Annotated in this window: 16 protein-coding genes, 1 tRNA gene and 2 pseudogenes; 11 read left to right on the plus strand and 8 right to left on the minus strand. The window is 59.0% G+C overall.

The genetic code is table 11. The features are described from left to right. Window positions 1-205 precede the first annotated feature (205 nt). On the minus strand, window positions 206-832 hold the full coding sequence (locus tag IVB18_RS28445) for a recombinase family protein (protein WP_247983712.1): 627 nt from the start codon (window positions 830-832) through the stop codon (window positions 206-208). 669 nt (window positions 833-1501) lie between these two features. Between IVB18_RS28445 and IVB18_RS28450 the strand changes: the two genes are divergently transcribed. The 8 genes from IVB18_RS28450 (at window position 1502) to IVB18_RS28485 (ending at window position 10102) form a co-directional block, all read left to right on the plus strand. After that, entirely contained in the window at window positions 1502-4795 is a 3294-nt protein-coding gene (locus IVB18_RS28450; RefSeq protein ID WP_247983713.1) for a phage tail tape measure protein, read from the plus strand. Between the two features lie 202 nt (window positions 4796-4997). Continuing rightward, window positions 4998-5261 (plus strand): hypothetical protein, encoded by a 264-nt coding sequence (locus IVB18_RS28455; RefSeq protein ID WP_247983714.1) that lies wholly within the window; start codon window positions 4998-5000, stop codon window positions 5259-5261. A gap of 129 nt (window positions 5262-5390) precedes the next feature. Beyond that, window positions 5391-5960 carry a hypothetical protein gene (locus IVB18_RS28460; protein WP_247983715.1) on the plus strand — a complete coding sequence of 190 codons (570 nt, stop codon included), beginning with the start codon at window positions 5391-5393 and terminating at the stop codon, window positions 5958-5960. An 81-nt stretch (window positions 5961-6041) separates the two neighbouring features. After that, window positions 6042-6245 (plus strand): AlpA family phage regulatory protein, encoded by a 204-nt coding sequence (locus tag IVB18_RS28465; RefSeq protein WP_247983716.1) that lies wholly within the window; start codon window positions 6042-6044, stop codon window positions 6243-6245. 237 nt (window positions 6246-6482) lie between these two features. Further along, on the plus strand, window positions 6483-7694 hold the full coding sequence (locus IVB18_RS28470) for an ABC-three component system protein (RefSeq protein WP_247983717.1): 1212 nt from the start codon (window positions 6483-6485) through the stop codon (window positions 7692-7694). Continuing rightward, complete coding sequence (locus IVB18_RS28475) at window positions 7691-8176, plus strand: three component ABC system middle component (protein ID WP_247983718.1); 486 nt, start codon at window positions 7691-7693, stop codon at window positions 8174-8176. Before IVB18_RS28470 ends, IVB18_RS28475 begins: the two co-directional genes overlap by 4 nt. Beyond that, the gene (locus IVB18_RS28480; RefSeq protein WP_247983719.1) at window positions 8173-8946 is read left to right on the plus strand and encodes an AAA family ATPase; all 774 of its coding nucleotides are present in this window, start codon (window positions 8173-8175) and stop codon (window positions 8944-8946) included. The genes IVB18_RS28475 and IVB18_RS28480 overlap by 4 nt, the downstream gene beginning before the upstream one ends. Beyond that, a complete protein-coding gene (locus tag IVB18_RS28485; protein ID WP_247983720.1) occupies window positions 8918-10102 on the plus strand; it encodes a DUF3732 domain-containing protein in 1185 nt (394 codons plus the stop codon). Before IVB18_RS28480 ends, IVB18_RS28485 begins: the two co-directional genes overlap by 29 nt. A 287-nt stretch (window positions 10103-10389) precedes the next feature. Here IVB18_RS28485 and IVB18_RS28490 read toward each other — a convergent pair whose 3' ends face one another. Genes IVB18_RS28490 through IVB18_RS28500 form a run of 3 tightly spaced genes read right to left on the minus strand, consistent with a single transcriptional unit; the run spans window position 10390 to window position 14556 of the window. Continuing rightward, entirely contained in the window at window positions 10390-11586 is a 1197-nt protein-coding gene (locus IVB18_RS28490) for a GIY-YIG nuclease family protein (RefSeq protein ID WP_247983721.1), read from the minus strand. After that, a complete protein-coding gene (locus IVB18_RS28495) occupies window positions 11579-13645 on the minus strand; it encodes a DEAD/DEAH box helicase (protein WP_247983722.1) in 2067 nt (688 codons plus the stop codon). Before IVB18_RS28495 ends, IVB18_RS28490 begins: the two co-directional genes overlap by 8 nt. After that, the gene (locus IVB18_RS28500) at window positions 13642-14556 is read right to left on the minus strand and encodes a type IIL restriction-modification enzyme MmeI (RefSeq protein WP_247983723.1); all 915 of its coding nucleotides are present in this window, start codon (window positions 14554-14556) and stop codon (window positions 13642-13644) included. The genes IVB18_RS28495 and IVB18_RS28500 overlap by 4 nt, the downstream gene beginning before the upstream one ends. 105 nt (window positions 14557-14661) lie before the next feature. Here IVB18_RS28500 and IVB18_RS28505 point away from each other — a divergent pair, with 105 nt between their 5' ends. Then, window positions 14662-15897 (plus strand): IS701 family transposase, encoded by a 1236-nt coding sequence (locus IVB18_RS28505; protein WP_247983558.1) that lies wholly within the window; start codon window positions 14662-14664, stop codon window positions 15895-15897. Window positions 15898-16131: 234 nt separating this feature from the next. After that, a pseudogene (locus tag IVB18_RS28510) lies at window positions 16132-16973 on the plus strand (IS5 family transposase). Window positions 16974-16998: 25 nt separating this feature from the next. Here the strand turns inward: IVB18_RS28510 and IVB18_RS28515 are convergent. Continuing rightward, window positions 16999-18654, minus strand: a pseudogene (locus IVB18_RS28515) (DNA methyltransferase); the annotation flags it as partial. 131 nt (window positions 18655-18785) lie between these two features. Between IVB18_RS28515 and IVB18_RS28520 the strand changes: the two are divergent. Beyond that, window positions 18786-20510 (plus strand): IS1634 family transposase, encoded by a 1725-nt coding sequence (locus tag IVB18_RS28520; protein ID WP_247983724.1) that lies wholly within the window; start codon window positions 18786-18788, stop codon window positions 20508-20510. 44 nt (window positions 20511-20554) lie between these two features. On the opposite strand, the gene IVB18_RS28525 is transcribed toward IVB18_RS28520, so the two are convergent. The 3 genes from IVB18_RS28525 to IVB18_RS28535 all read right to left on the minus strand — a co-directional run bounded on the left by IVB18_RS28525 (window position 20555) and on the right by IVB18_RS28535 (window position 21310). After that, window positions 20555-20731, minus strand: a complete 177-nt coding sequence (locus IVB18_RS28525) for a type IIL restriction-modification enzyme MmeI (protein ID WP_247983725.1) — start codon at window positions 20729-20731, stop codon at window positions 20555-20557. A gap of 163 nt (window positions 20732-20894) precedes the next feature. Continuing rightward, window positions 20895-21122, minus strand: a complete 228-nt coding sequence (locus IVB18_RS28530; RefSeq protein ID WP_247983726.1) for a hypothetical protein — start codon at window positions 21120-21122, stop codon at window positions 20895-20897. 110 nt (window positions 21123-21232) lie between these two features. Further along, a tRNA-Pro gene (locus IVB18_RS28535) sits at window positions 21233-21310 on the minus strand. Between the last annotated feature and the right edge of the window lie 97 nt (window positions 21311-21407).

The following is a 21407-nucleotide window of genomic DNA, read 5'->3' on the forward strand; positions in this document are numbered from 1 at the left end:
AGCAGAAAGCACCTACCCAACATCGACCCGTGATGGCCGGGAACGCATCCAGCGCACGGGCGCGTGTCCGGTCGGATATGTTGGTCTCGGTGACAAGTGTGAGGCGCTGCACCGAGACACGCCGCGTGCCCACCCGCATATCCCGGGAACGGCATGTCCGCCCCGGACGTTCCGGAGCGGCGATGCCTGCGTCAGTTTTCGATGATCAGGCAGCCTTCTGGTCCTTCTGGCGCTTTACAATCTTCGCGATCGTGGCCCGGCCACATCCAGTCGCCGCCTGGATATCGCTCCAAGACATGCCGGAGGCCAGCATGCCTTCGATACCGGCATTTCGATCTACGTTTTCGGGACGGCCTTTGAACTTCCCTTCCACCCGCGCCTTGGCAACCCCTTGCGCTACCCGGCGGCGTCGGTCTTCGTAATCTTTCCGTGCGGTCGCGGCCAGCAGGTCTAGCAAAAGGCCGTTCACAGCCTCCAAGACGCGGCCAGTGAAGCCATCCGCGGTAGACCTCAAGAGTTGGTACGACGTTGGCAGGTCAAGAGCGACGATGCGGACGCCCTTAGCATCGATCGCCGCCCTGAGTTTCTTCCAATCGGACTCGTTGAGGCGGCTCAACCGGTCAACTTGCTCGATTAAGAGAACGTCTCCCTCTTGAGCATCGGAAAGCAGCTTGAACAATTCCGGTCGATCCAACTTCGTGCCGGACTCGTTCTCGCGATACCATGACGCGATCTTCAGCCCGCGCTCCGCAGCGAATGCTTTCAGCTGCCCCTCCGCGCGGTTGGCATCCTGATCCTTGGTGCTGGCCCGCAAGTATGCACGCACGAACATTGGAGACTCCCTGATAGTTCCGTTTGACTAGTTCTCTTATAAGAGTCTTGTTTGACTAGTTCAAGAACTACTTTCGAGAACCTTCAAGGTGGTGCCGCTGGGACATACCCAAAGTGAACTAGGCTCTTGGCCTTTGACGCAAGCGCCGCGCGGTGGCCCGCCCCGCCTCCTGGCTGGCCGCGCGCCATGGCGAGGGCTCCGAGATGCACGGCCCCGGTGGTGCTCGGTGGATCGAAGGCCATCCATCAGCGCGCCCCCGCTCGCGTGGCGCCGTCAGCCAGCCCCAAGGGGAGGTGACGCAACCTGCCCTGAGAAGATGCAGGTCGGTGGCCGCCATGGACTCGATAGGCCGCATCCGACGCTGACTATTCGTCACGGTGGCAGGCAACCGGCCCGCGGCCAGGGCGTGCCTCGCTTCACCGTCTGCCGGAGCACCATGGCCACCATCATCCTCGCCAATGCAAGACCAGTGAGGCTTCCCAGCGCTCGCAAGCGCGGGAGGGGTGAAGGAGAGATTTTTTGTGCGGCATACCCCTCGGTTGGCCGACCCCTTCCTACTAGCGAGCGCCAAAAGGCCCTTTTCCGAGAGGGCACCCACCAAGAAAAAGACCCCACCCCTTTCGGGTGGTCACCATCCGCGCGCTCAGCGCGCCAACAAGTAAGAGAAACATGTCAGAGATCATCAGTGTCCATGCCTCATTGACCGCGAGCGACACCGCCAGCCCGGTCATCGCGGGGCTCCTCAAAAACGTCCGCAAGCTTGAGGCAGCCATCAAGTCCATCAACGGCGTCTCAGAATCGAAACTGTTCCCCGACAGCCTCTCTGCCGGGTTGCAGAAGGCCACTGATGATGCTCGCAAAGCCGCCGCGTCTTATCGATCCGAATGGAAGACCGCCTATGATGCTCGCCTGCGTGATGCACGGACATTCCATCGTGAGCTTGACCGCCTCGACCGCCAGACCTTCAATCGCCAGCAGGCTGAGCAACGCGGCGTAGATCGTGGTGCGAGGTCCGCCAGCCGCGGCAAGTCTCCCCGTGGCATCTCGTCGACCACCGCGCTGATTGCCGGCGGCATCACCATCTCCGGCGTCGCATCCGCGTTCAAGAAACGGATGGAGGCCAACGTCGCTGAGACCAAGGCGCAAATTTTCGGTGGGCTGTCACCGGATGAGGTGAAGAAACTTCGCGGTGACTGGTCGGATCAGGTCGCCATTAGGTTCGGAGAGTCCGCAGCGGCTGTGCTGGATGGCTACACCGAGGCGTTGAAGCAAGGCTTTGACGGTTCTGCCGCGAAGAAGATCACCGAGAACGCCCTGGAAGCGTCATCTGCGCTCGAAATGAACATCGGCGAGCTGATGAAGCTGGCAGGTAAGACCGCGACCGGGCTGTACGGCAATGTCCGCAACGCCGATCCCGCCCGCGTGGCTCGGATGATGACCTCTGTTGCCGTCGCCGCCGCTGCGACCGCCGCAGACCCGAACGAAGTGGTAGAGGCGAACAAGCGCGCCCTGTCCGCTTTGAGCACCACAAAAATGAAGGAGACCGATCTTTCCGCGTTCACGTCGGTCGGCATCTCGGCAGGCCTCCAGCCGAACAAGGCCGGTACGTTCCTCGGCTATTTGACCTCCGAATTTGCAAACGCCGGCAACGCTCGCGGCCAGCGCGCGAAGGATCTGGATCAAGCTGCCCGGATGATCGGATATGGCGGCCGGGCGCAGATGGCTCAGAGGATGGCCGCTGCACCGACTGAGTTCATGCTGGATATGTTTTCGAAGATGCGGAACATGAGCGAGCAGACCCGGGCGAAATTCGCCAACCTCGCCGGCATGCGGGAATGGCGCGATGAGCTGGTGCAGATGGCCAAGGCCTCCGATCAAATACGGGAGACCTTGAAGGAAATCGACCAAAAGAGCGACGCGGTGTCTGCGTTTTCCCGCACGAAGCTTAACTCACTTCAGAAGCGCTGGGACCGCATCAAGGCGATGTTCGGCCTCGCATGGGAGAAATTCGGAAGCGGGTTCGAGCAAAGCTTCATTGAGGTGTCGGATTGGTTCGATAGGCATACCAGCATCGTCACCTCCGGCAAGATCGGGGAGAAGTCGAGAGAGTTTGTGGAGAGGCTGAAGAAGGCCTTCGGCGTCGCCAACATCGGCGAGGCACTCGACAAGATCGCCGCGAAAATATCGTCGATCGACGTGGACAGGATCATTGGCTTTGCGTCGGGCTTCGTTGGTGGACTCAAGTCGATTTCCGATACCGTCCTCACCATGCTCAAAGGCGTCGCCACTGCCATGGGCAAGGACGGCAACAGCGCCGAAGTACTGGGTAAGTTGGCCGGGCAGATTGTTGGCTTGTCCGTCGCCCTCGGATTGCTTGCCCCGGTCATCGCCGTACTCTCCGGCTTTGCGACCATCATCAGCCGCATCGCCGGTCTGCTCACTGGTCGGGCGTTGCTGGGTGCCGCCAGCGCCAACCCAGTTGGAACCACCGCCCTGCTCGCTTGGCTTCTGGCAGAGAACAACGACGCCGGCATTCCCGACTCCGCAAAGAAGCGGCCGGGAGAGACGACCAGCCAATGGCGCGAACGTCAGCGTCAGCACAAGAAAGACCTGTATCAGAAGCAGTCAGGCGAAGGCTTCGATCCCGCCAACGTCCACAGGTCGAGCTACCTCACGGACAGCTTCGACAAGCTGGGCGGCAAGATCGAACGCGCGTCGCTCACGAGCACCGACTTCAGCGCCCGTAGTCGCGGTGGGCTGAGCGGTGGCACCGCCGTAGCAACCAACATGAACCGTCTCGTCAGCGGCGTCGGCACTCCCGATGCTCTGTGGAAGAACGTAACGCCGGGCGGCATCCTTCCGAACTTCGGCATAGGGTCATCTGGCATCATCAAGCGCAGCAACATCCCCTCATTCAACGGTGGAGGCGGCAGCGTTGACGACATGAGCCGGGCGGCCTTCGATAAGAAGTTCGCCGGTACTGCACTCGCTGGCAAGTACGATCAGGTCGTTGCGACCGCCAGAGCCAACGGCATCTCGCCTGCGCTGCTGGCCGGTGTGATCGCGCACGAAACCGGCAACGGCCATGTGCTGTCTGGAAACAACGTCGCGGGTCTGATGGACCCGGCAACCGGCATGGCGAAAAAGATGCAATTCGCCAGTCTCGATGCCGGCATCAGCAGGGCCGGCCAGGTGGTCGCAAAGAACTACCGTCTGGCCGGTGGCAACCTCGACAAGATGGGAGAGCGCTATGCACCGGTCGGCGCGGCGAATGATCCACGTCGACTGAACGGCGGCTGGCCCGCGGGCGTGCGCAAGCAGATGAATGCGCTGTCCGGCGGTGGCTCGGCCGGCAGCGGCGATGCCGTTGCATGGGCCGAAAAGTACAAGGGCTTAAACGAGTACACCGACAACCGGGTGTTGGCGGCAGTCCTTGGCGGTGACGTACGCGGCAAGTCGAATGCTTGGTGTGCTCGCTTCGTTAATAAGGCATTGGAAGCGGCCGGAGGCAATGGGACGGGCAGCGCGGTGGCGAACAGCTTCCAGAAGTGGGGCTCCGCGGTCAGCCCGCCCGACGTCAAGCGCAACGACGTTCTGCTTCAGACGAACGGCTACGGCTACAATAAGCCCGGTGGTCACGTTGGCCTCGCGACGGGCGAGACCCGAATGCACAACGGCCGGCTGCAAATCAAGATGCTGGCCGGCAACGATGGTGACGCGGTTCGGGAACACTGGATCGACGCGGACAAGAACCTGATGGTTCGTCGCGGCAATCCCATCGGCCAAGTCCCGTCAGCGGTTGACGCGGTAAAGAATGTTCCCGCCGCTCCGCAGTCTGGCGTCCCGATGAGGGGGGCTTTGGTGGTGGCGTCGGCGGCTCTGTCGCGATCCACATCAACGGCAATAGCCATGATCCGGAAGCGCTCGCAACTCTGGTCCAGCGCCGCGTTGACGAGTCGATGAACTGGCGCGCCCATGACAGTGAGTCAGAATACACCTAACGACTAACCCGATCCTATAGAACCGGGAGGACGAGTCATCATTGTGAGGCGGACGTACCCTCGCTCTGATGGCTCTCCTTTGCATTCGTGCGAATGCAACCGCCTTGTAAGCAAATGCCACCTTCACCAGAGTGTCTCCGATCAACACGCGAGAGGATGATCAGATGAACACGACATATCGAGACTACATCACCGAAGTTCGCAACGGAAAACAGGTTGCCCGGCCCATGGATGGAGACCAATTTGAGATGAGATCAATGCATCCTCCGCGCCTTTACGGGGCCATCGATGCACTCCATGCCGCGTTGGAGCAAATCCCGGCTGTCTCTGTTGCTGAGATAACCGGGCCCCGTTGGCTGAGGGAATGGCTGGCCAGCCCCACCGATATCATCGACCTCGATGAAGCATATGCGCGCGGCGCCTGCTGAGGCCTCAGTTGCTCCGACCACCCGACTATTTTGCAACGCCCTCAACCCAGCCGGAGGCGTTTTCACTTCGTTCGCGTGGACTGCTCGCGATTCGACGCATCACAATAATCATCAACGAAAGGAATCAGGATGGAAGCTATCCGCAACTATTTTAGCAGTTTGGGTGAGATCGGCGATGATCCGGATCGGATCGTAAAAACCCTATGGGGGATTGGAGTTAATTCCACGAACCGCCTGTCAGCGATGATAAACTTAACGGCCTTTTCAGGCCCGGAAACATTCTGGCGAGTCTTCAATCAATGCTGGTCCGACTGTGACGACACTTGGGACCTCCAAGAGGATTTGCTCAACACCTTTTGGCATTTTTACTATGGGGACTCATCGCCGCATGACTTCATGAGTCCGGAGGCGAAGGAATTCTTTTCAAAACTTCCTGACCGGATCACCGTCTATCGGGGCTGTGACCGGTCCCGCGCGCATGCCACTTCCTGGACCACCGACCTTGAAATCGCAAAATCGTTTGCGAGCGGCCATCGTGGCATCCGATTGCCTGACCCTGTCGTCATGACAGCCAAGGTCTGGAAACGGGACGTCATCACGCTCATTCAGGATCGCGAAGAATCCGAGGTCATCATTCATCCAGGGTCCCTGCGGTACCTCCGGGAAGTGAAGGTACTGGGATCGCAATTCGCGGAATAACGGCGATCACAAGGGCCGCAGCCGTCTCTCAGGTCTCCTATTCACAGGCTGTTCAGCCTTTATATCGCTCAAAGGAAACTCATGAACGACAACAACCAGACGCCCCGCAAAATGCTAAACCTGAAGCAGGTGCTCGCAATCGTGCCATTCAGCCGCTCGACGATCTATCGGGAAATGGAAGAAGGTCGCTTTCCGAAGGCCCGTGAGATCGCGCCGCGACGGATCGCCTGGTATGAGGACGACGTGATCGCTTGGCAGTTAACCCTTGATCGGAAGGTGGCGTAAGCCCGCCGCCTCGCCGGCACTTAGCCAGCTCGTGCTACCGTCCATCAGCATCAGCGCTGCAGTGCAACCTTCGTCGACGGTTCATCCATCAGCTGCATTGCATCGGAGCAAGTAAAAGTGCAACCATCCCCAGACCTCGGGGATCGGTGTGCACAAGTTGACGCGGTTTGATAAAGGGCTTGTTCTCGGATTACCGGCAGTCAAGCCTTGTTAAATCAACGGTGATTCGCGATCAGCATGAGCAGGAAAAACGAGCTGCATACGGCTGAGGCTGCGGCACTTGGCTTCTACTATCAAACGTTCTTCGCGCTCGAAACGTTAGTCGCCCAGAGCGCGGATGACGCTGCTGTGGCTGTTGAGCGGCTCGATGATGTTGAGCTGAATGCTGACGGCCGCACGCTGCTGTATCAGCTGAAGCACTCAATTAGCGAGACCCCCCCGCCGATCACGGTGAAGGCGCGGGCGCTTTGGCGGACTATCAAGGTTTGGGTCGATCTACTGCCGACGATCACTCTTGCAGACACGACGTTGCATCTAGTCGCCGTTGGCGAGATTCCCCAAAATAGCCCACTTCTAGCCCTGACCAGTCTCGACGCTGACCGATCCGAGCTTGTGGCAGCGATGGTCGATGAAGCGCAACGTGTCATCGACGCTAGGGCCCAGGCCGCGAAAGCAACGAAGCCACTACCGTACAGTATCCGAACAGACGGATGCGAAGCATTCTTGGGTCTTTCGAATACGGGGCGTCTTAATCTTATGCGCCGAGTGCAGGTGCAGCAAAAAAGTCCGACCATCGATGAGATCGAGAGCCGAGTCGCGGATCATCTAAAGTTGCTCCCTGTTGATCAGCGGCCACTTGTCGCCAAGCGCCTGATCGAGTGGTGGGATCGACAGATAATCTACTCGCTCTGCGGCAAACGTGAGCGGGCGATAGCCAGGACAGAGCTGCAAGCTGAAATCATGTCTATCGCTGGTGACCTAGAACAAGGCAAGCTCCTCCCCGAGTTTGAAACGGCGACTCACCCAGAGGACTATCAACCAGACGGCATGCTCGCTCGCCAAATCCAACTTGTGGAGGGTAAGCGTTCCGACTTGCTGAAGGGGATTCGCGAGGAATGGAAGGCCCGAGAACAGCGCGCGCGTTGGATAAGTGCGAACTCGGCGATGGCGACCACGATCAACGAATACGATCTGGTTCTTAAAGAACACTGGTCTGATCGTCACATGCAGGTGTGCGAGGAGTGCGCCGAGCGCGAAGGTAAGACGAAATGCGAAGAGGGTTTAAAACTCCTTCGCTGGACGCATGAGGACGCACCCTTGTCGGTCCGGCCGATCGCTGAAGGTTGGACCGCCCCCTATTACGTACGAGGCAGCTATCAAGTGCTCGCCATCAATCTAACCGTGGGCTGGCACCCTGACTACGCTGAAATGTTGAAGGGCGAGGCATGACGGTCGCTCACGACGTATTCGCCGAAACGAACCCGGCGTTCTGCACCTATGTTGCCGCGGGCTTTGTGACCTCGTACGTTTCGATCAAGGAGGACGGACCAGAGCTACCGATCGCATATCTAGCGCTGCCGCTTGCCTTATCTGGCGATTTCGAAAGTACGTTCAACCACACCAATAAGAACACGGGCTTGTTGCAGTGGTTGGAGCGGAACCCGCGCGTGGAGGTAGGGCTGTCAACGCGCATCAACGGTTCAATGAATATTGTCACCGAGGCGATCCGCTTCGGCTGCTTTACTCGGGTCTTGAAACTCAGTGAAGGGGGACGACTACAGCTAGGACAAAGTAAGCTGAAAAAGAGCGCGACGAAATCGCTCAGTGGCGAACCAGCGCAAGCTATCAAGCATGCCGAACGGCTCGGCCATTGGTTCGCAGTGGCTGGGTCGACGAGAGCGGTTTTCAATATCATGGGGCTTGCGGTATGAGTCGCTGGAACATAGCGAGCATTTTCTTTTTGGGCGTTTCCGGCCAACGCCGCGAGGTTTCGCTGGCCCCTGGAGCTGTCAATATCATTACTGGCGCGTCTGGTACGGGGAAGTCCACCCTGATCAAGGCTATCGATTATTGTCTCGGCTCCAGCAACTGCGAGCTGCCAGCCCATGTCCGTCGGCGCAGCGTCGCCGTTGGGGTGAAGTGGGTTTCGGGCGACGCCGAAATGATCATCGGCCGGGTTGTCCCCCCTGTGGGACAGGCAACCAGTACCCGAATGTTTGCCGCTTCGGGGCGCGATCTGCCTTTACCGGCGGCCGTGGAAGAGTTTGACGGGACGACTACGCTCGAGGCAGCCAAAGCGTTCATGGAGCGCGTGTTTGGCATCGGCGATGTGCCTGAAGATGCCGAGCCTGGTGCCACTCGTCGCGGCCGAGCCACGGTTCGCTACGTCACACCGTATTTGTTCGTCACTAAAGAGGTAATCGACAGCGAGACGGTCCTGCTACACGGGCTAGACAAGGCTGAGAAGGCGCGCGACATCGTCGCCACTATGCCCTATTTCCTGCGCGCCACGGACGAGACGACCGCGATGGATGAACAGCGGCTGCGCCAGTTGCAGCGCGCCCTGGATCGGGAGGAGATAAAGGCCCGATCACGCGCCGCGTCGGAGACTGCGCTGAAGCAGCGGGCAATCAGTCTTCTGTCAGAGGCGCATCGCATAGGAATAGTCGGAATTGACGACGGTCGCCAACACCAAGCTTGAGGCGAATGGCTATCCTTCCGAAGGTGAGCTAGGCGCGCTTCACAGCCGTCGTCACGAGATTTTATCCCAGCTGGACGGTACGCGGAGGCAGCTGCGCGCAACGCAGACTGCGATTCGTGAAGCCACCGGCTTCCAGGGAGCGGTCGCTCGTCAGCGCGAAAAACTCAAGCTGGCAGAGCATTTACAAGTTGACGAGATCGCTGCGGTCTGTCCGGTGTGCGAAGCTCCTTCGGAGCGAGGTCGTACTACAGCGAACGCCCTGCAGGCGATCCTAGCGAAGGTGCGCGACGAGAGCGCCGCAGTGGAGCGGGTTAAACCAAGGCTTGTCGAGCATGACCGGACTTTGGAAGAACAGATCCGCGGGCTTAGTACGCAGCTTCGACGGGTTGATGACCAAATCCAGACATGGCTTCGGCAGACAGACGAGACGCGCCATCTGGCCGATCTCGCCCAGCTTAGAGCGCATCTGCTGGGGCGTATATCGTTCTTTCTTGAGACGAATGTTGATGAACCGCGCCAGACCACCCGTGACCTGGACGTCCTACGCGCGGAAATCGCTGAGCTGGAGGCGCGTGTCGATCGCGAAGCAAAGAAGATTAGGCTGCAGCGGGCCGAGCGCAAAATATCGCAATTCGCGTCAGAGGCGTTTGCGATGCTCCCGACGGTTGCCCCGTGTGTTGGATCGGAACTTGAGTTTTCATCCCGTGAGCCGAGGGTGGCGGTGATCGAGGCGGACAGCGGAGCCGTCCTTCGCATGTCGGACATTGGATCGGACCAAAATTATCTCGCCATTCACATTGCACTGTCGTTTGCTCTGCAACGGTACTTCGAGTCAGTAGAGGCTCCGGTTCCGGGGCTTCTTGTGCTGGACCAGATTAGTCGTCCTTATTTTCCAACCAGCGGCGAGCAAGAAGAGGATGAGGCCGAGATCGCCGGCGGCGACGAGGACGAGGATGTGCAGGCGATGCGGCGACATATCGACTTCCTCTTCGCGGAAACCGCCCGGCGCACGGGACTGCAAGTCCTTTTGATTGAGCACGCCTATTTCGCTGACGACACACGCTATGTCGCTGCCACGCGAGAGCGCTGGACCCGCGCGTCCGGTAGCGCGCTGATTCCGGTTGATTGGCCTTCGCGAGGCGATGAAACTGCATAGCGTCAAAACGTGAGCAGCCTGATGTGGTTCAAGCGTGAGCGCCGCTCCCGTCTAACGTACATCTTCTGAATAAGCGCTCCATCCCAGGAGCTATCCGCGCGCTCGCATCCGCGGCCGGGCCCCTGCTACCTGAGAGTAGGGCGTTTGTGTTCAAGAAATGGATCGTTTCGTAACGACCTCCGAACGATCTGCGGCACTCTATATGGTGCAGGACACGGTCATGAATATGCTCGCCAGCCGTGGCCACCTATCGGGAACCGATGGAGCTATCGGGGCATCAATCAAAGTCAGGCTACACGCACCAATCCTGCCGCTTTCGGATCGTATGTGTAGTCTGTAATCGTTCCGTCCTTGATCCGATCAACTGCTTCGTTGACCACGAACAGCGGTACGAGAAACCATTCGCGCGGGATCACTGGATTCCCAAAGCGATCCTTGATCTCGACATCGAGCTGAGCCGGGCCAAAGATGCGGTGGATGAGGTTTTCGAGCTTGGTGCGATTGACGTTGTAGAGTTCGTAAGTCGCGACGACTTCCACATCAGCCATCATAAATGTCGGGTCGAGTTTTGCGTTCGCGATACGCCGTTCCACATCCCCGCCGGTCACGCCGATCTTGTGCAGAACATCGCGATGGGCTGCGATCACCGGATGGTTTGACTTGCTGCGCAATACGTAGATCGTCCCGCTCGCCAGGTCTCCGTGATCGTTTTCATCGGCGAACAGAGGACCAGCAGTGGGTTCGGTGATCCGCCTTCCGGCCTCATCCTTATACAATGCCCGCTGGAGCGACCGGCGTAGCAGATTGCTCTCGGTCCCGTTGGAGTAGATCACACGCAGACGTGCATCAAACTCACCATTTGGGGCTTTGAAAGTTTCTCCAACGTCGGCGACGTAGGCAATCTGACCGCCAAGAATGAAAAACTGCCCCTCGGTGATATCCGCTTTCAGGAACCCGGCATCCTTCACGAAGGGCCGGGTTGTCCGAACGCCCGAATTCAGGTCGTTCTGGAGCTGCGTGAATAGCGGCTTGAACTTCTCAAAATCTATACATTCTTCGCGATTGGCGATTTCCTCGGCGGCACGCTTTTCGGCACTGGCGCGGACATGTCGAAGCTCGGTGATATCCGTTGCCCCCGCCGCATCTTTCAGCTCGGCGAGCAGCTCGTCCTCATCAATCTCATCCACCGGGGCGGCGGCGACGGTTTCCGCTCCGGCCAGCAGCCCCTGATGGTCGAGCGGCGCAAGAAGCGAACGACATTCCTCAAGCGTGCGCAGGCGGTCGAGGCGCACGGCATAGAGTCGCTCGAAGATGTCATTATCCTCGCCATGCTGCGGGGCACGGCCGTGCTCCTCGAAAAAGCGCTGTATTTCCTCGAATCCGGCAATCATGCGTTCTTCGCGTGCGGAGCGTTCGCCCTTCTTTACGGGCTGAGCGAAGTCGTCCAGTTCAGCGCGCAGTTCGTCGAGGTCGAGGTCAGTCATAGCGGCCCTCGTCCTTGAAACGAACAAAGGCAGCAGCGCCCTCGGCCATCCGCTTTTCCCAAGCATCTGTCGAACTGATCGAGGGGAGCCGCCCACGCTCCTTTTTGAATTTAAAGGCTCGTAGAGCTAGTTCCTTCGCTTCGTCGGGCGTCAGGCTCGTGCGCTTGGCGGAAATCGCCGCCTGCACCTGTTTCAAGCTGTCCTCGCTCATAGTCTTGGCGAGGATAGCGTAAGCCTCGCCGAACGGATTGATCCGGTCGATAAGATCGATGTCGAGTTCGCGGACGTCCATCGCAAACCTGCGCACGCCGTCAATCAGGGCCGTGTTGGCGCTTTGTTCGGGGTCGCCGCCTGCCCCGCCCTCTAGCGCAATCTGCTTGGCCTGTTGCGTCAGGTTGAGGGCGGCGACGGCGTGCTGGCGCACCGCCTCCTGATCCTCCTCATCGAGTTCTGGATATTTGTCCTTGATGATCTTGCCCATGCGAACAACGGTCAGGTCCTCCGGCACCAGCTCCTCGTCGAATAGGCCCCGCTCGATGGTGGTCTTGTCCTGAACGAAGGCGGCGATGACCTCATTCAGATCTTCCCGGCAGATGCGCGCCGCCTCCTTGCTCTTTGGTTCGGTCAGACCTTTGATCTCGATCTGGAATTGCCCCGTGTCCCCGTTGAAGCCGACATTACATTTGTTGGGGTCGTAGCCCCCGTCCCCATAGTCGAACCCTTCCACTGGGCCGCTCGTGGGGTTCTTCGGCTTGAACTCGAAGCGCGGCGCAAGTACCTGCTCCATGAGCAGGCTCGCCGCTATCGCCTTCAAGGTATCGTTCACCGCCTCGCTGATGGCCTCGTCGGCGGCGTCCGGTTGGGCAATCAGGTTGGAGAAGCGCGCGCGAGTCTTGCCCGGAGCGTCGCGCGTCGCGCGGCCGATGATCTGCACGATCTCGGTGAGGCTCGACCGGTATCCGACAGTCAGCGCGTGCTCGCACCAAATCCAGTCGAAGCCTTCCTTCGCCATGCCTAGCGCTATGATGATATCCACATGCTCGCGGTTGTTCTTCTGCGCCGGGTCTTTCAGCGCCGCGGAAACGCGGTCACGCTTCGCGGGGTCGTCATCGACCAGGTCGGCGATTTTGAGCACGCTGCCGTTGGGTATCTTGACCAGCTGAAAACCGGTCACGGGGTCGGTCCCCAGCCATTCGCCCAGCTCCTCGATGATATGCTCGACTTCCTTGATCTTTTGCTTGGTGCTCTCGCGCGAGTTGACGCTAGGGATGTGGATGATTGTTTTCTCGGTGGGTTCGAGCACCTTCAGGATGTCGTCGGTATAAGGGCCGGAGTAGAAAAAATAGCCGATGTCGAGCTGCTTCAGATATTCATAACCGTTCAGCTGTTCATAATAGGTGTAGGTGACGGTATCGAATTTCGTTTCGTCCTGCGGAGCCAGTACCGCCTCAGCGTCGCCCCGGAAATAGGAGCCCGTCATCGCTACAATATGAACGCGGTTGCGGGCAATGAACTGCCCAAGATGTAGGCCGAGCTTATTGTCGGGGTTGGCGGAGACGTGATGGAACTCGTCCACGGCGATCAGCCGATCGTCGAACGCCTCGACGCCGAACTTGTCCACGGCGAAGCGGAAGGTCGCGTGGGTGCAGACCAGCACCTTGTCGCTGCTTTCGAGGAAAGCGCCGACGGTATTGACCTTGCCGCCATTGTCGTTTCCGGGCGCGTCGCAGAGATTCCACTTGGGCTGAACGGTCCAGTCGGCCCAAAAACCGAATTCGGTCAGTGGCTCGTCGTGGAAGCTCGCGCCGATGGCTTTCTCAGGCACGACGATGATCGCCTGCTTGAGTCCTTGATTATGGAGCTTGTCGAGGGCAATGAACATCAGCGCTCGGCTCTTGCCCGAAGCCGGTGGCGACTTGATGAGAAGATATTGCTCGCCTCGCCGCTCAAAGGCGCGCTCCTGCATTGGCCGCATGCCAAGCGCATTGGCTTTGGTTGAAGCGCCGTTGCGGGCGTAGGAAACCGAGATGGCGGGAATTGATTTTGTATGTTCGGTCACGCGCTTGCCCCGGCCTTTCGCTTCTTCGCCGCTGCCGGCGACGCGGTCATCTTAGTGTAAAGTTCGAATAGCTTTTCCAGCCGCTCAGTGTCATTGCGGAACCGGCGGCCGATATAGATGCGCTCAAGCACCTCGTCGTTCCGCGCATGCGCCTCGCGCAAATCGGCAGGCATTTTTTCAGGATCGTAGAGATCGGCAATCGTCGCCGGGAAATGCGCCTCGCGTGTCAAGAGAATGCCCTCGGCGCAGCGTGTCAGGTCAGCCTTGTTCTTCTCGGTGAGCGTCGGAACGGGGAAAGTGTTCCACCCGAGGGTGTTGGAGAAGCGGAAATCTGTTTTGATTTTTCCACAAACTGCGCCGATCCACACGAGCGAAAGGCGCGATGCAAAGACAGCTATGTTCCAGATTGGCGGATCGTAGAACGAAAACGCTCCATCGCCAACGATAGCACCTCTCGGCAGCGCTATTACGGGGTAGTAGTCTCTGCTCTCAGAGGAATGTCGAGGGATCTGAAAAACAGTCTCGAGCCCCGTCTGTCGAATTTGCTGAAATTCGTATGGTTTATTCATCCCCGCTTTGGTGAGAGGCTTGTCGCTTTTCCCCCTCATCTCGGCGACCATAGAAAAGCGGTTTCGAAACTCTTTTATATCCGTCAGCGCAACATAATCTTCCTTAGAGGCCCAGATGCAATAGCGCCCGCTTCCGTGAGTGGCATCATGCGCTCCAAAGAATGGGCGAACTATGTGCATATAGTTTGGTGCTACCGCCTTGAGAGCAGCAGCGACTTCCGCGTCGAATATTAAGCCGCCACCATCAGCCGGTTTGCTACCGTTTACGACGGGAGCCATGCCATTTTGAGGAGCCGTCTCATTCTTTACGTAAATATCTTTGTTAAGGAACCAGATACGCATTAATATTTTCAACTTCTCTAACCAGTCCTCCTACACCGTCAAAGTACCGGAGCGTCTTAGCATTACAGTTGCTTTGTTTGCGGGCTTCTGAATCCATGGGCAACCATGATTCGAATGTCGTGGACGCGGGCCGCGTCGGTTGAGGAGACGCTTGCGTTGTGGGCGGCGTCGCTTCGAGAGATCAAGCAACGGATACGTCCGTTGTTCACGCAAGAGCGTGTGGCGACGAATGCAGGCTTGTTCCTGGAAGGTCTGCTCGGAGATGAGCAGCGCAAGACCGGCTGGATGCGCGCGGAGGCGGCTGGCGATCCTGGCCCATGGCGTCAGCAGGCAATTCTGGGTCGTGGAGATTGGGACGCTGATGCCCTGCGCGATATCGTCCGCGACTATGTCATCGAGCATTTGGCGGATGACGATGCGGTGCTGGTGATCGACGAGACCGGCTTTCTCAAGCAGGGTAAGGCCTCATGCGGAGTGGCACGGCAATACACTGGTTCGGCAGGGAAGATTACGAACTGCCAGATCGGCGTCTTCGCTACCTACGTTTCGCGTCATGGTCATGCGTTCATCGATCGCGCGTTGTATCTTCCGAAGGAATGGACTGACGATCCAGATCGTCTGGAAGCCGCATATGTGCCTGCCGATGTCGGCTTTGCGACCAAACCAAAGCTTGCGACGAGAATGATCGCACGTGCGATAGCCGCGTCTGTACCATTCAAGTGGGTTGCCGGTGACACGGTCTACGGTGTTGGCGATATCGAACAGCAGCTACGGCGGGCAGGCAAAGGCTATGTGCTCGGGGTCAGCAGCTCTCATGTCTTCCGATCCTGGGGCAAGCGACAGCCGGTCGCCGGCAAGGCCGAAGACATCGCCCGGACGCGGCGCCCGTCCGACTGGAAGCGCTTGTCGGCGGGAGCCGGAACCAAAGGACCGAGGCTGCATGACTGGTGTTATCTCGAACTGGCCGATCTCGAGGTCGAGCAGTTCAACAGCGCAAATGATGGTTTATGGACGCGCGGTCTGCTGATCCGTCGCCATATCGCCGATGGCGATCTCGCCTTCTTCACCACCTGGTGCCCAGCGGGAACATCAATTGAAACGCTGGTCGCGGTCGAAGGCCATCGATGGGCGATCGAGGACAGCTTTGAAACCGCGAAAAACGAGTTCGGGCTCGATCACAACGAGAGCAGGTCCTGGCATGGCTGGCATCGCCACGTGTCCCTGGTGATGCTCGCCTTCGCCATGATGGCGGCGATCCGCCATCGCGCCAATCCGCCACCGCCCAAAAAAACCAAACGCCGCCCCCCGGCAAAAGCCAAAGCACACCCACGCCGCCGCTGATCCGTTGGTCAATCCAGGAAATCCGCCGCATCGCCATCAGGCTTGCTCGAAAGCGGATCCAACCCGCGCATGTCATCGCATGGTCATTCTGGCGCAGAGCTCACCAGGCTGCCGCTCAGCGCGCGCATCTCAAAGCAAAACGGCAACTGTAATGTTAGTGTCTGTCCGGGAACATCTTGAATCATCGGAATCATTTGTGATTCAAGGGTGGCGGTCCGATTCGAAGGGGCGCCCATGTGGACGAAGGAGAACCGCGGTCGTTACGACCGAAGCCGGCTACGCTATCCAAGCGATTTGACTGATGAGGAATGGGCGTTGGTGGAGCCGCTGATTGCGCCAGCCAAGCGAGGCGGCAACAAGCGCACGGTCGATGTGCGCGAGGTGATCAATGGCCTGATGTATGTGCTGAGCACCGGTTGCCAATGGCGAGCGATCCCGAAGGACCTGCCGCCACGCAGCACGGTGCACGACTATTTTGACTTGTGGGCTTGGAACGGCACGCTCGATCGCATCCATCACGCGCTCTATGTACAATGTCGAGAATTGGCTAACCGAGAACCCAGCCCGAGCGCCGCCATCATCGACAGTCAAAGCGTCAAGAGCGCGGAAAAAGGGGGGCGTGGATCGACCCGCATGGCTACGATGCGGGCAAGAAGATCAAGGGCAAGAAGCGCCACATCCTAGTCGATACTCAAGGCTTGCTGCTCCACGCCCTCGTGCATTCGGCGGACATCCAGGATCGTGACGGTGGGGTGCTGGTGATGGCCACGCTGTTTGGCCTGCATCCATTCCTGCTGAAGCTCTATGCTGACGGCGGCTATCAGGGGCCGATCTTTCAGTCCGCCGTTCGCAAAATCCTCCGGCAAATCGACGTCGAGATCGTCAAGCGCTCCGATACAGCAAAGAGTTTTGCGATCTTGCCCAAGCGATGGATCGTCGAACGCACCATCGCCTGGCTCAACCGCTGCCGCCGTTTGGCCAAGGATTGGGAGTGCCTCAACCGAAAGGCATTGGCGTTCTTGCGCCTCGCCTCAATCCGCCTCATGCTGCGAAAGCTCTGCCAAAAAACAGCATGATCCCGGACAGACTCTTAGGGTTTCTTGCCAAGCCCACAATACAGACCGACACTCCAGCATTCTTGCTTGCCAGATTCGACCACTTAAACGAAGTGACTGCGAAAGAAATGCGGACGCCTTCGGATATGCACTGTGGCCAAAAACGGTAGACCTGTTCTCCTTGGCAAATAGAGTTCGTTGTAACGAAAGCAGCCGAAGCTTCACAGAAATTCAAAAACCACCGAGCCTTTTGGAAGAATCCAAGAATATAATCAAAGGACTTCCAGGCTGGAAAAGTCGCGGCGAAAACAGATTGCATATCGCCTTTTTGGAGAATGTTCTGTTCGGTTCCACCCTTGTAGGGTGGATTCCCGCAGATGTACGTCTCACCTCCTTCGTTGTCGAAGTCGATCTGCGCCTGATCGAGCGGCGTGTGAAGTAGATCTTCCGCGTGGTGCCTGACACCCGTCCCGGTTGGCGGGCAGATGCTCAGCCAATCCAACCGCAGCGCATTGCCACAGGTAATCCAGTTCTGAGCGTCGAGCGGCAGAAACTCGGCCAACGCTTCCTTCTGACCGCGATAGAGCACGTCGCACTGAAATTCCGCGATGATGAGGGCCAGGCGCGCGATCTCAGCCGGGAAGTCGCGCAACTCGATGCCCCGGAAATTCGTGAGCGGGATTTCAGTGCGGCGGTCGGCTTCGCCGCGCCGCTTGTTAATCTCCGCCTCGATGGCTCTCATTTCCTTATAAGCGATGACAAGGAAGTTCCCGGAGCCGCAGGCTGGGTCGAAGACTCGTATCTTCGCCAAGCGTTTGCGCAGGTTAAGCAACATGCGGGCGTTGTCGCCCGCTTCCTCAAGCCGCGCCCGCAGCTCGTTGAGGAATAGCGGGTTTAGAACTTTCAAGATGTTCGGCGTACTAGTGTAATGCATCCCAAGCGCGCCACGCTCCTCATCCTCGGCGACAGCCTGAATCATCGAGCCGAAGATGTCCGGATTGATCTTCGTCCAGTCGAGATTACCGATATGAAGGAGATAGGAGCGCGCGATCCGGCTGAACCGCGGCACGTCCAGGCTGCCGGAAAAGAGCCCGCCGTTCACGTAAGGAAAAACATTGGCCCAACGAGGCAGGTTCGCGGCGGCGCGATCCCCGATCTTGGTGTTCATGGCCCGGAACAGCGCGCCGATCACCTCATGGGTGTTGGACGAGTCCCGTGCGCTCATTTGCTCGATCGTTGCCGTGAAGAGGCCGTTGCCGTTGAAGATGTCGGTGTCCTCGGCGAAGAAGCAGAAGATCAACCGCGCCATAAAATGATTCATGTCAGGGCGGCGCTCGGCCGTGCCCCATTCGGGATTGTCCTTCAGAAGTTCGACATAGAGGCGGTTCAAGCGGCTGGTGGCCCGGATGTCGAAGGAGCTGTCGCGGACCTGTTGGACGGTGGTGATTCCGGCGAGCGGCAGGAAGAAACCAAAGTGATCAGGGAAGTCCCGATAGGCACAAGCAATTGGCGAATCGTCCGATTCCAGGTCCTCTGCCTCGAAGTCCGCCCCATCGGTCGCGAGGATGTATCGCGCCTTCGCCCTGGCCGTCGCCGGGCTGGCCTTCAGCGCGGCAAGAATCTTGGTAACCTCGCCCGGCGGACACACGGCGATGTGGATATTGTTCGTTTGCAGCACGCCGCCCAAATCGGACTTATTAGACCGAACTTCCCCTCGGGATTTTTGTTAGAGCGTTGAGAGGATTTGAGAAGTTTGGATCGGGCTGATTTTGTAGGCATGTAAATGATGATTTTTGGCTTGCGAATGGCAGGTTTCCGTGATTCGATTCCGGCATGTTCGTCGCCCGCATTCCCAACCGCAACTCACCGCCCGCGATCCTGTTGCGCGAGAGCTATCGCGAGGGCGACAAGATCAAGTCGCGCACGCTGGCCAACCTGTCGCATTGGCCGGATGAGAAGATCGATGCGCTGCGCCGCGTCCTGAAAGGCGAGGAGCTGGTCTCGCCGGCCGAGCAACTGCGGATCGAGCGCTCGCTGCCGCACGGCCACGTGGCCGCGGTGCTCGGCATGGCGCGCCAGCTCGGACTGCATCGCCTTGTCCCGGACAAGCCCAGACGGTTGGCCAGGCTGGCTTTGGCCTTGATCGTGGCACGGGTGATCGAACCGGCCGCCAAGCTGGCCACGGCGCGCCAGCTCAGCGAGGCGACGGCGGCGCATTCGCTGGGCGAACTGCTCGATCTCAGCGCCGTCGACGAGGACGAGCTTTACGAAGCGCTCGACCTGCTCGGCACGGCCCAACCGGGGATCGAGGCGACGCTCGCCAAGCGCCATCTGCATGACGGCTCGCTGGTGCTCTACGATCTCACCTCCAGCTATCTGGAGGGGCGACATTGCGAATTGGCGCGGCATGGTTACAGCCGCGACGGTCGTTCCGACAAGCTGCAGATCGTGTTCGGCTTGCTGTGCGCCGCCGACGGCTGCCCGGTGGCGGTGGAGGTGTTCGAAGGTAACACCGCCGACCCGAGCACGCTGGCCGCGCAAGTCGACAAACTGAAGGCCCGCTTCAAGCTGTCGCGTGTGGTACTGGTCGGCGATCGCGGCATGATCACCAGCGCCCGTATCGAAGCCGATCTGATGCCGGCCGGGCTCGATTGGATCACCGCTCTGCGGGCGCCGGCGATCCGCAAGCTCGCCGAGGACGGCGGCCCGCTGCAATTGTCGCTGTTCGACGATCGCGATATGGCCGAGATCACGTCCCCCGACTTCCCCGGCGAGCGCCTGATCGTGTGCCGCAACCCGGATCTGGCCGACGAGCGTCGGCGCAAGCGCGGCGAGTTGCTGGCGGCGACCGAGAAGGATCTCGCCCGCGTCAAGGCCGCCGTGCAGCGTCAGCGCAACCCCTTGCGCGGCGAGGATGAGATCGGTCTGAAGGTCGGCGCCGTGCTGGGCAAGCGTAAGATGGCCAAGCACTTCCACCTCGCCATCACCGACACTTCGTTCGACTTCAGTCGGATCGAGGATGCCATCGCCAACGAAGCGTCGCTCGACGGCTTCTATGTGCTACGGACCAACGTGCCGGCCGAGAACCTCGACACCGCCGCCACGGTGCGTGCCTACAAGAGCCTGGCCCAGGTCGAACGCGCCTTCCGCACCATCAAGACCGTCGAACTGGAGGTGCGCCCGATCCACCATCGCCTCGCTGGCCGCGTGCGCGCCCACGTCTTCCTCTGCATGCTCGCTTATTACATCGTCTGGCACATGCGCCGCGCGCTGGCCCCGATCCTGTTCGACGATCACGACCGCGAGGCCGCCGACGCCGCGCGCGTCTCGCCCGTCGCCAAGGCCAGAGTCTCGGCCGCGGCCAGAACCAAGGCTAATCGCAAGCACACCCACGATGGCCGGCCCGTGCACAGCTTTCGAACGCTGTTGCAGGATCTCGCCACGCTCACACGCAACATCGTTCGCATCGGTCAGGACGCCCCGGCCGCTATGCTCACAAGTCCAACCCCACTACAACAAGACGTCTTCAATCGGCTCGGCATTCCTATCGCCCCATAATGTAGGCAGACGCGCCGTCACGCCCGCTGGAATTACACGCCAGCTCAAATGCTTACGTCGCTACTCAAGGGGAAGTTCGGATTAGAAGCGCCCGAGCGCAGCCGCTTGATCGTTGTATCCTTATTCCCAAAAGCTTGAAGGAAAGCGAAAGGAAACTCGGTGGGGACGAATGGCTGCTCAGCGAGAGCCGAAATCGCTTCTTCGATTTCGACCGGATTCATATCGTTCCTGCCCCAAGATGCATTTCAAGTTTCGGACTGCTTTCCCGCTTCAGCTTCGACTGCTGAATAGCGGCCAGCTCACCGAATGACGGGTCGCACAGATCGACCGGATCAGTCTAACCTTTTCTCCCGTAGGGGTAGAGGAAGGTCCGAAAATCGCCTTTTATTTCGTTTTTTTGCGACGCCGCTTTTTCACGATTTGACTTGCTTGTTCTTTCGCCCATTCGCTCGGGGCGATGCCCTGTTTTTCAAATTCCGCGAACTGCACCGCTGCAAGTCCTGGCCGCCGTATCCGCGGTTTGACCGGCTTGCTGCTTGTTGAGCCAAACCACGAAGTATTCTGTCGCCCAACGAGTGTTCCCCCACCGTTGTAGTGCCCCTTGCGACTCATATTCCTCCGTCTTGCGAAATCTATTCCTTGCCCCAGCCTTGCCCCGGGAGATTTTCCCGGGCAAGGCTATTATTGAGGCTGTCGTAAGCAACTGATTTATTTAGGATTTTTGGTCGGAGCGAGAGGATTTGAACCTCCGACCCCTAGTCTCCCAGACTAGTGCGCTAACCGGGCTGCGCCACGCTCCGAACGTCGTTCCATTAGCTAGGATCGCCGCGTTGCGCAAGGCGAGCCGCACGATTTTGGTGTTTGCCCTCAAGGCACTCCGGAACTGACCGCAACGCG

It is taken from the genome of Bradyrhizobium sp. 186, assembly GCF_023101685.1.
Classification (GTDB): domain Bacteria; phylum Pseudomonadota; class Alphaproteobacteria; order Rhizobiales; family Xanthobacteraceae; genus Bradyrhizobium.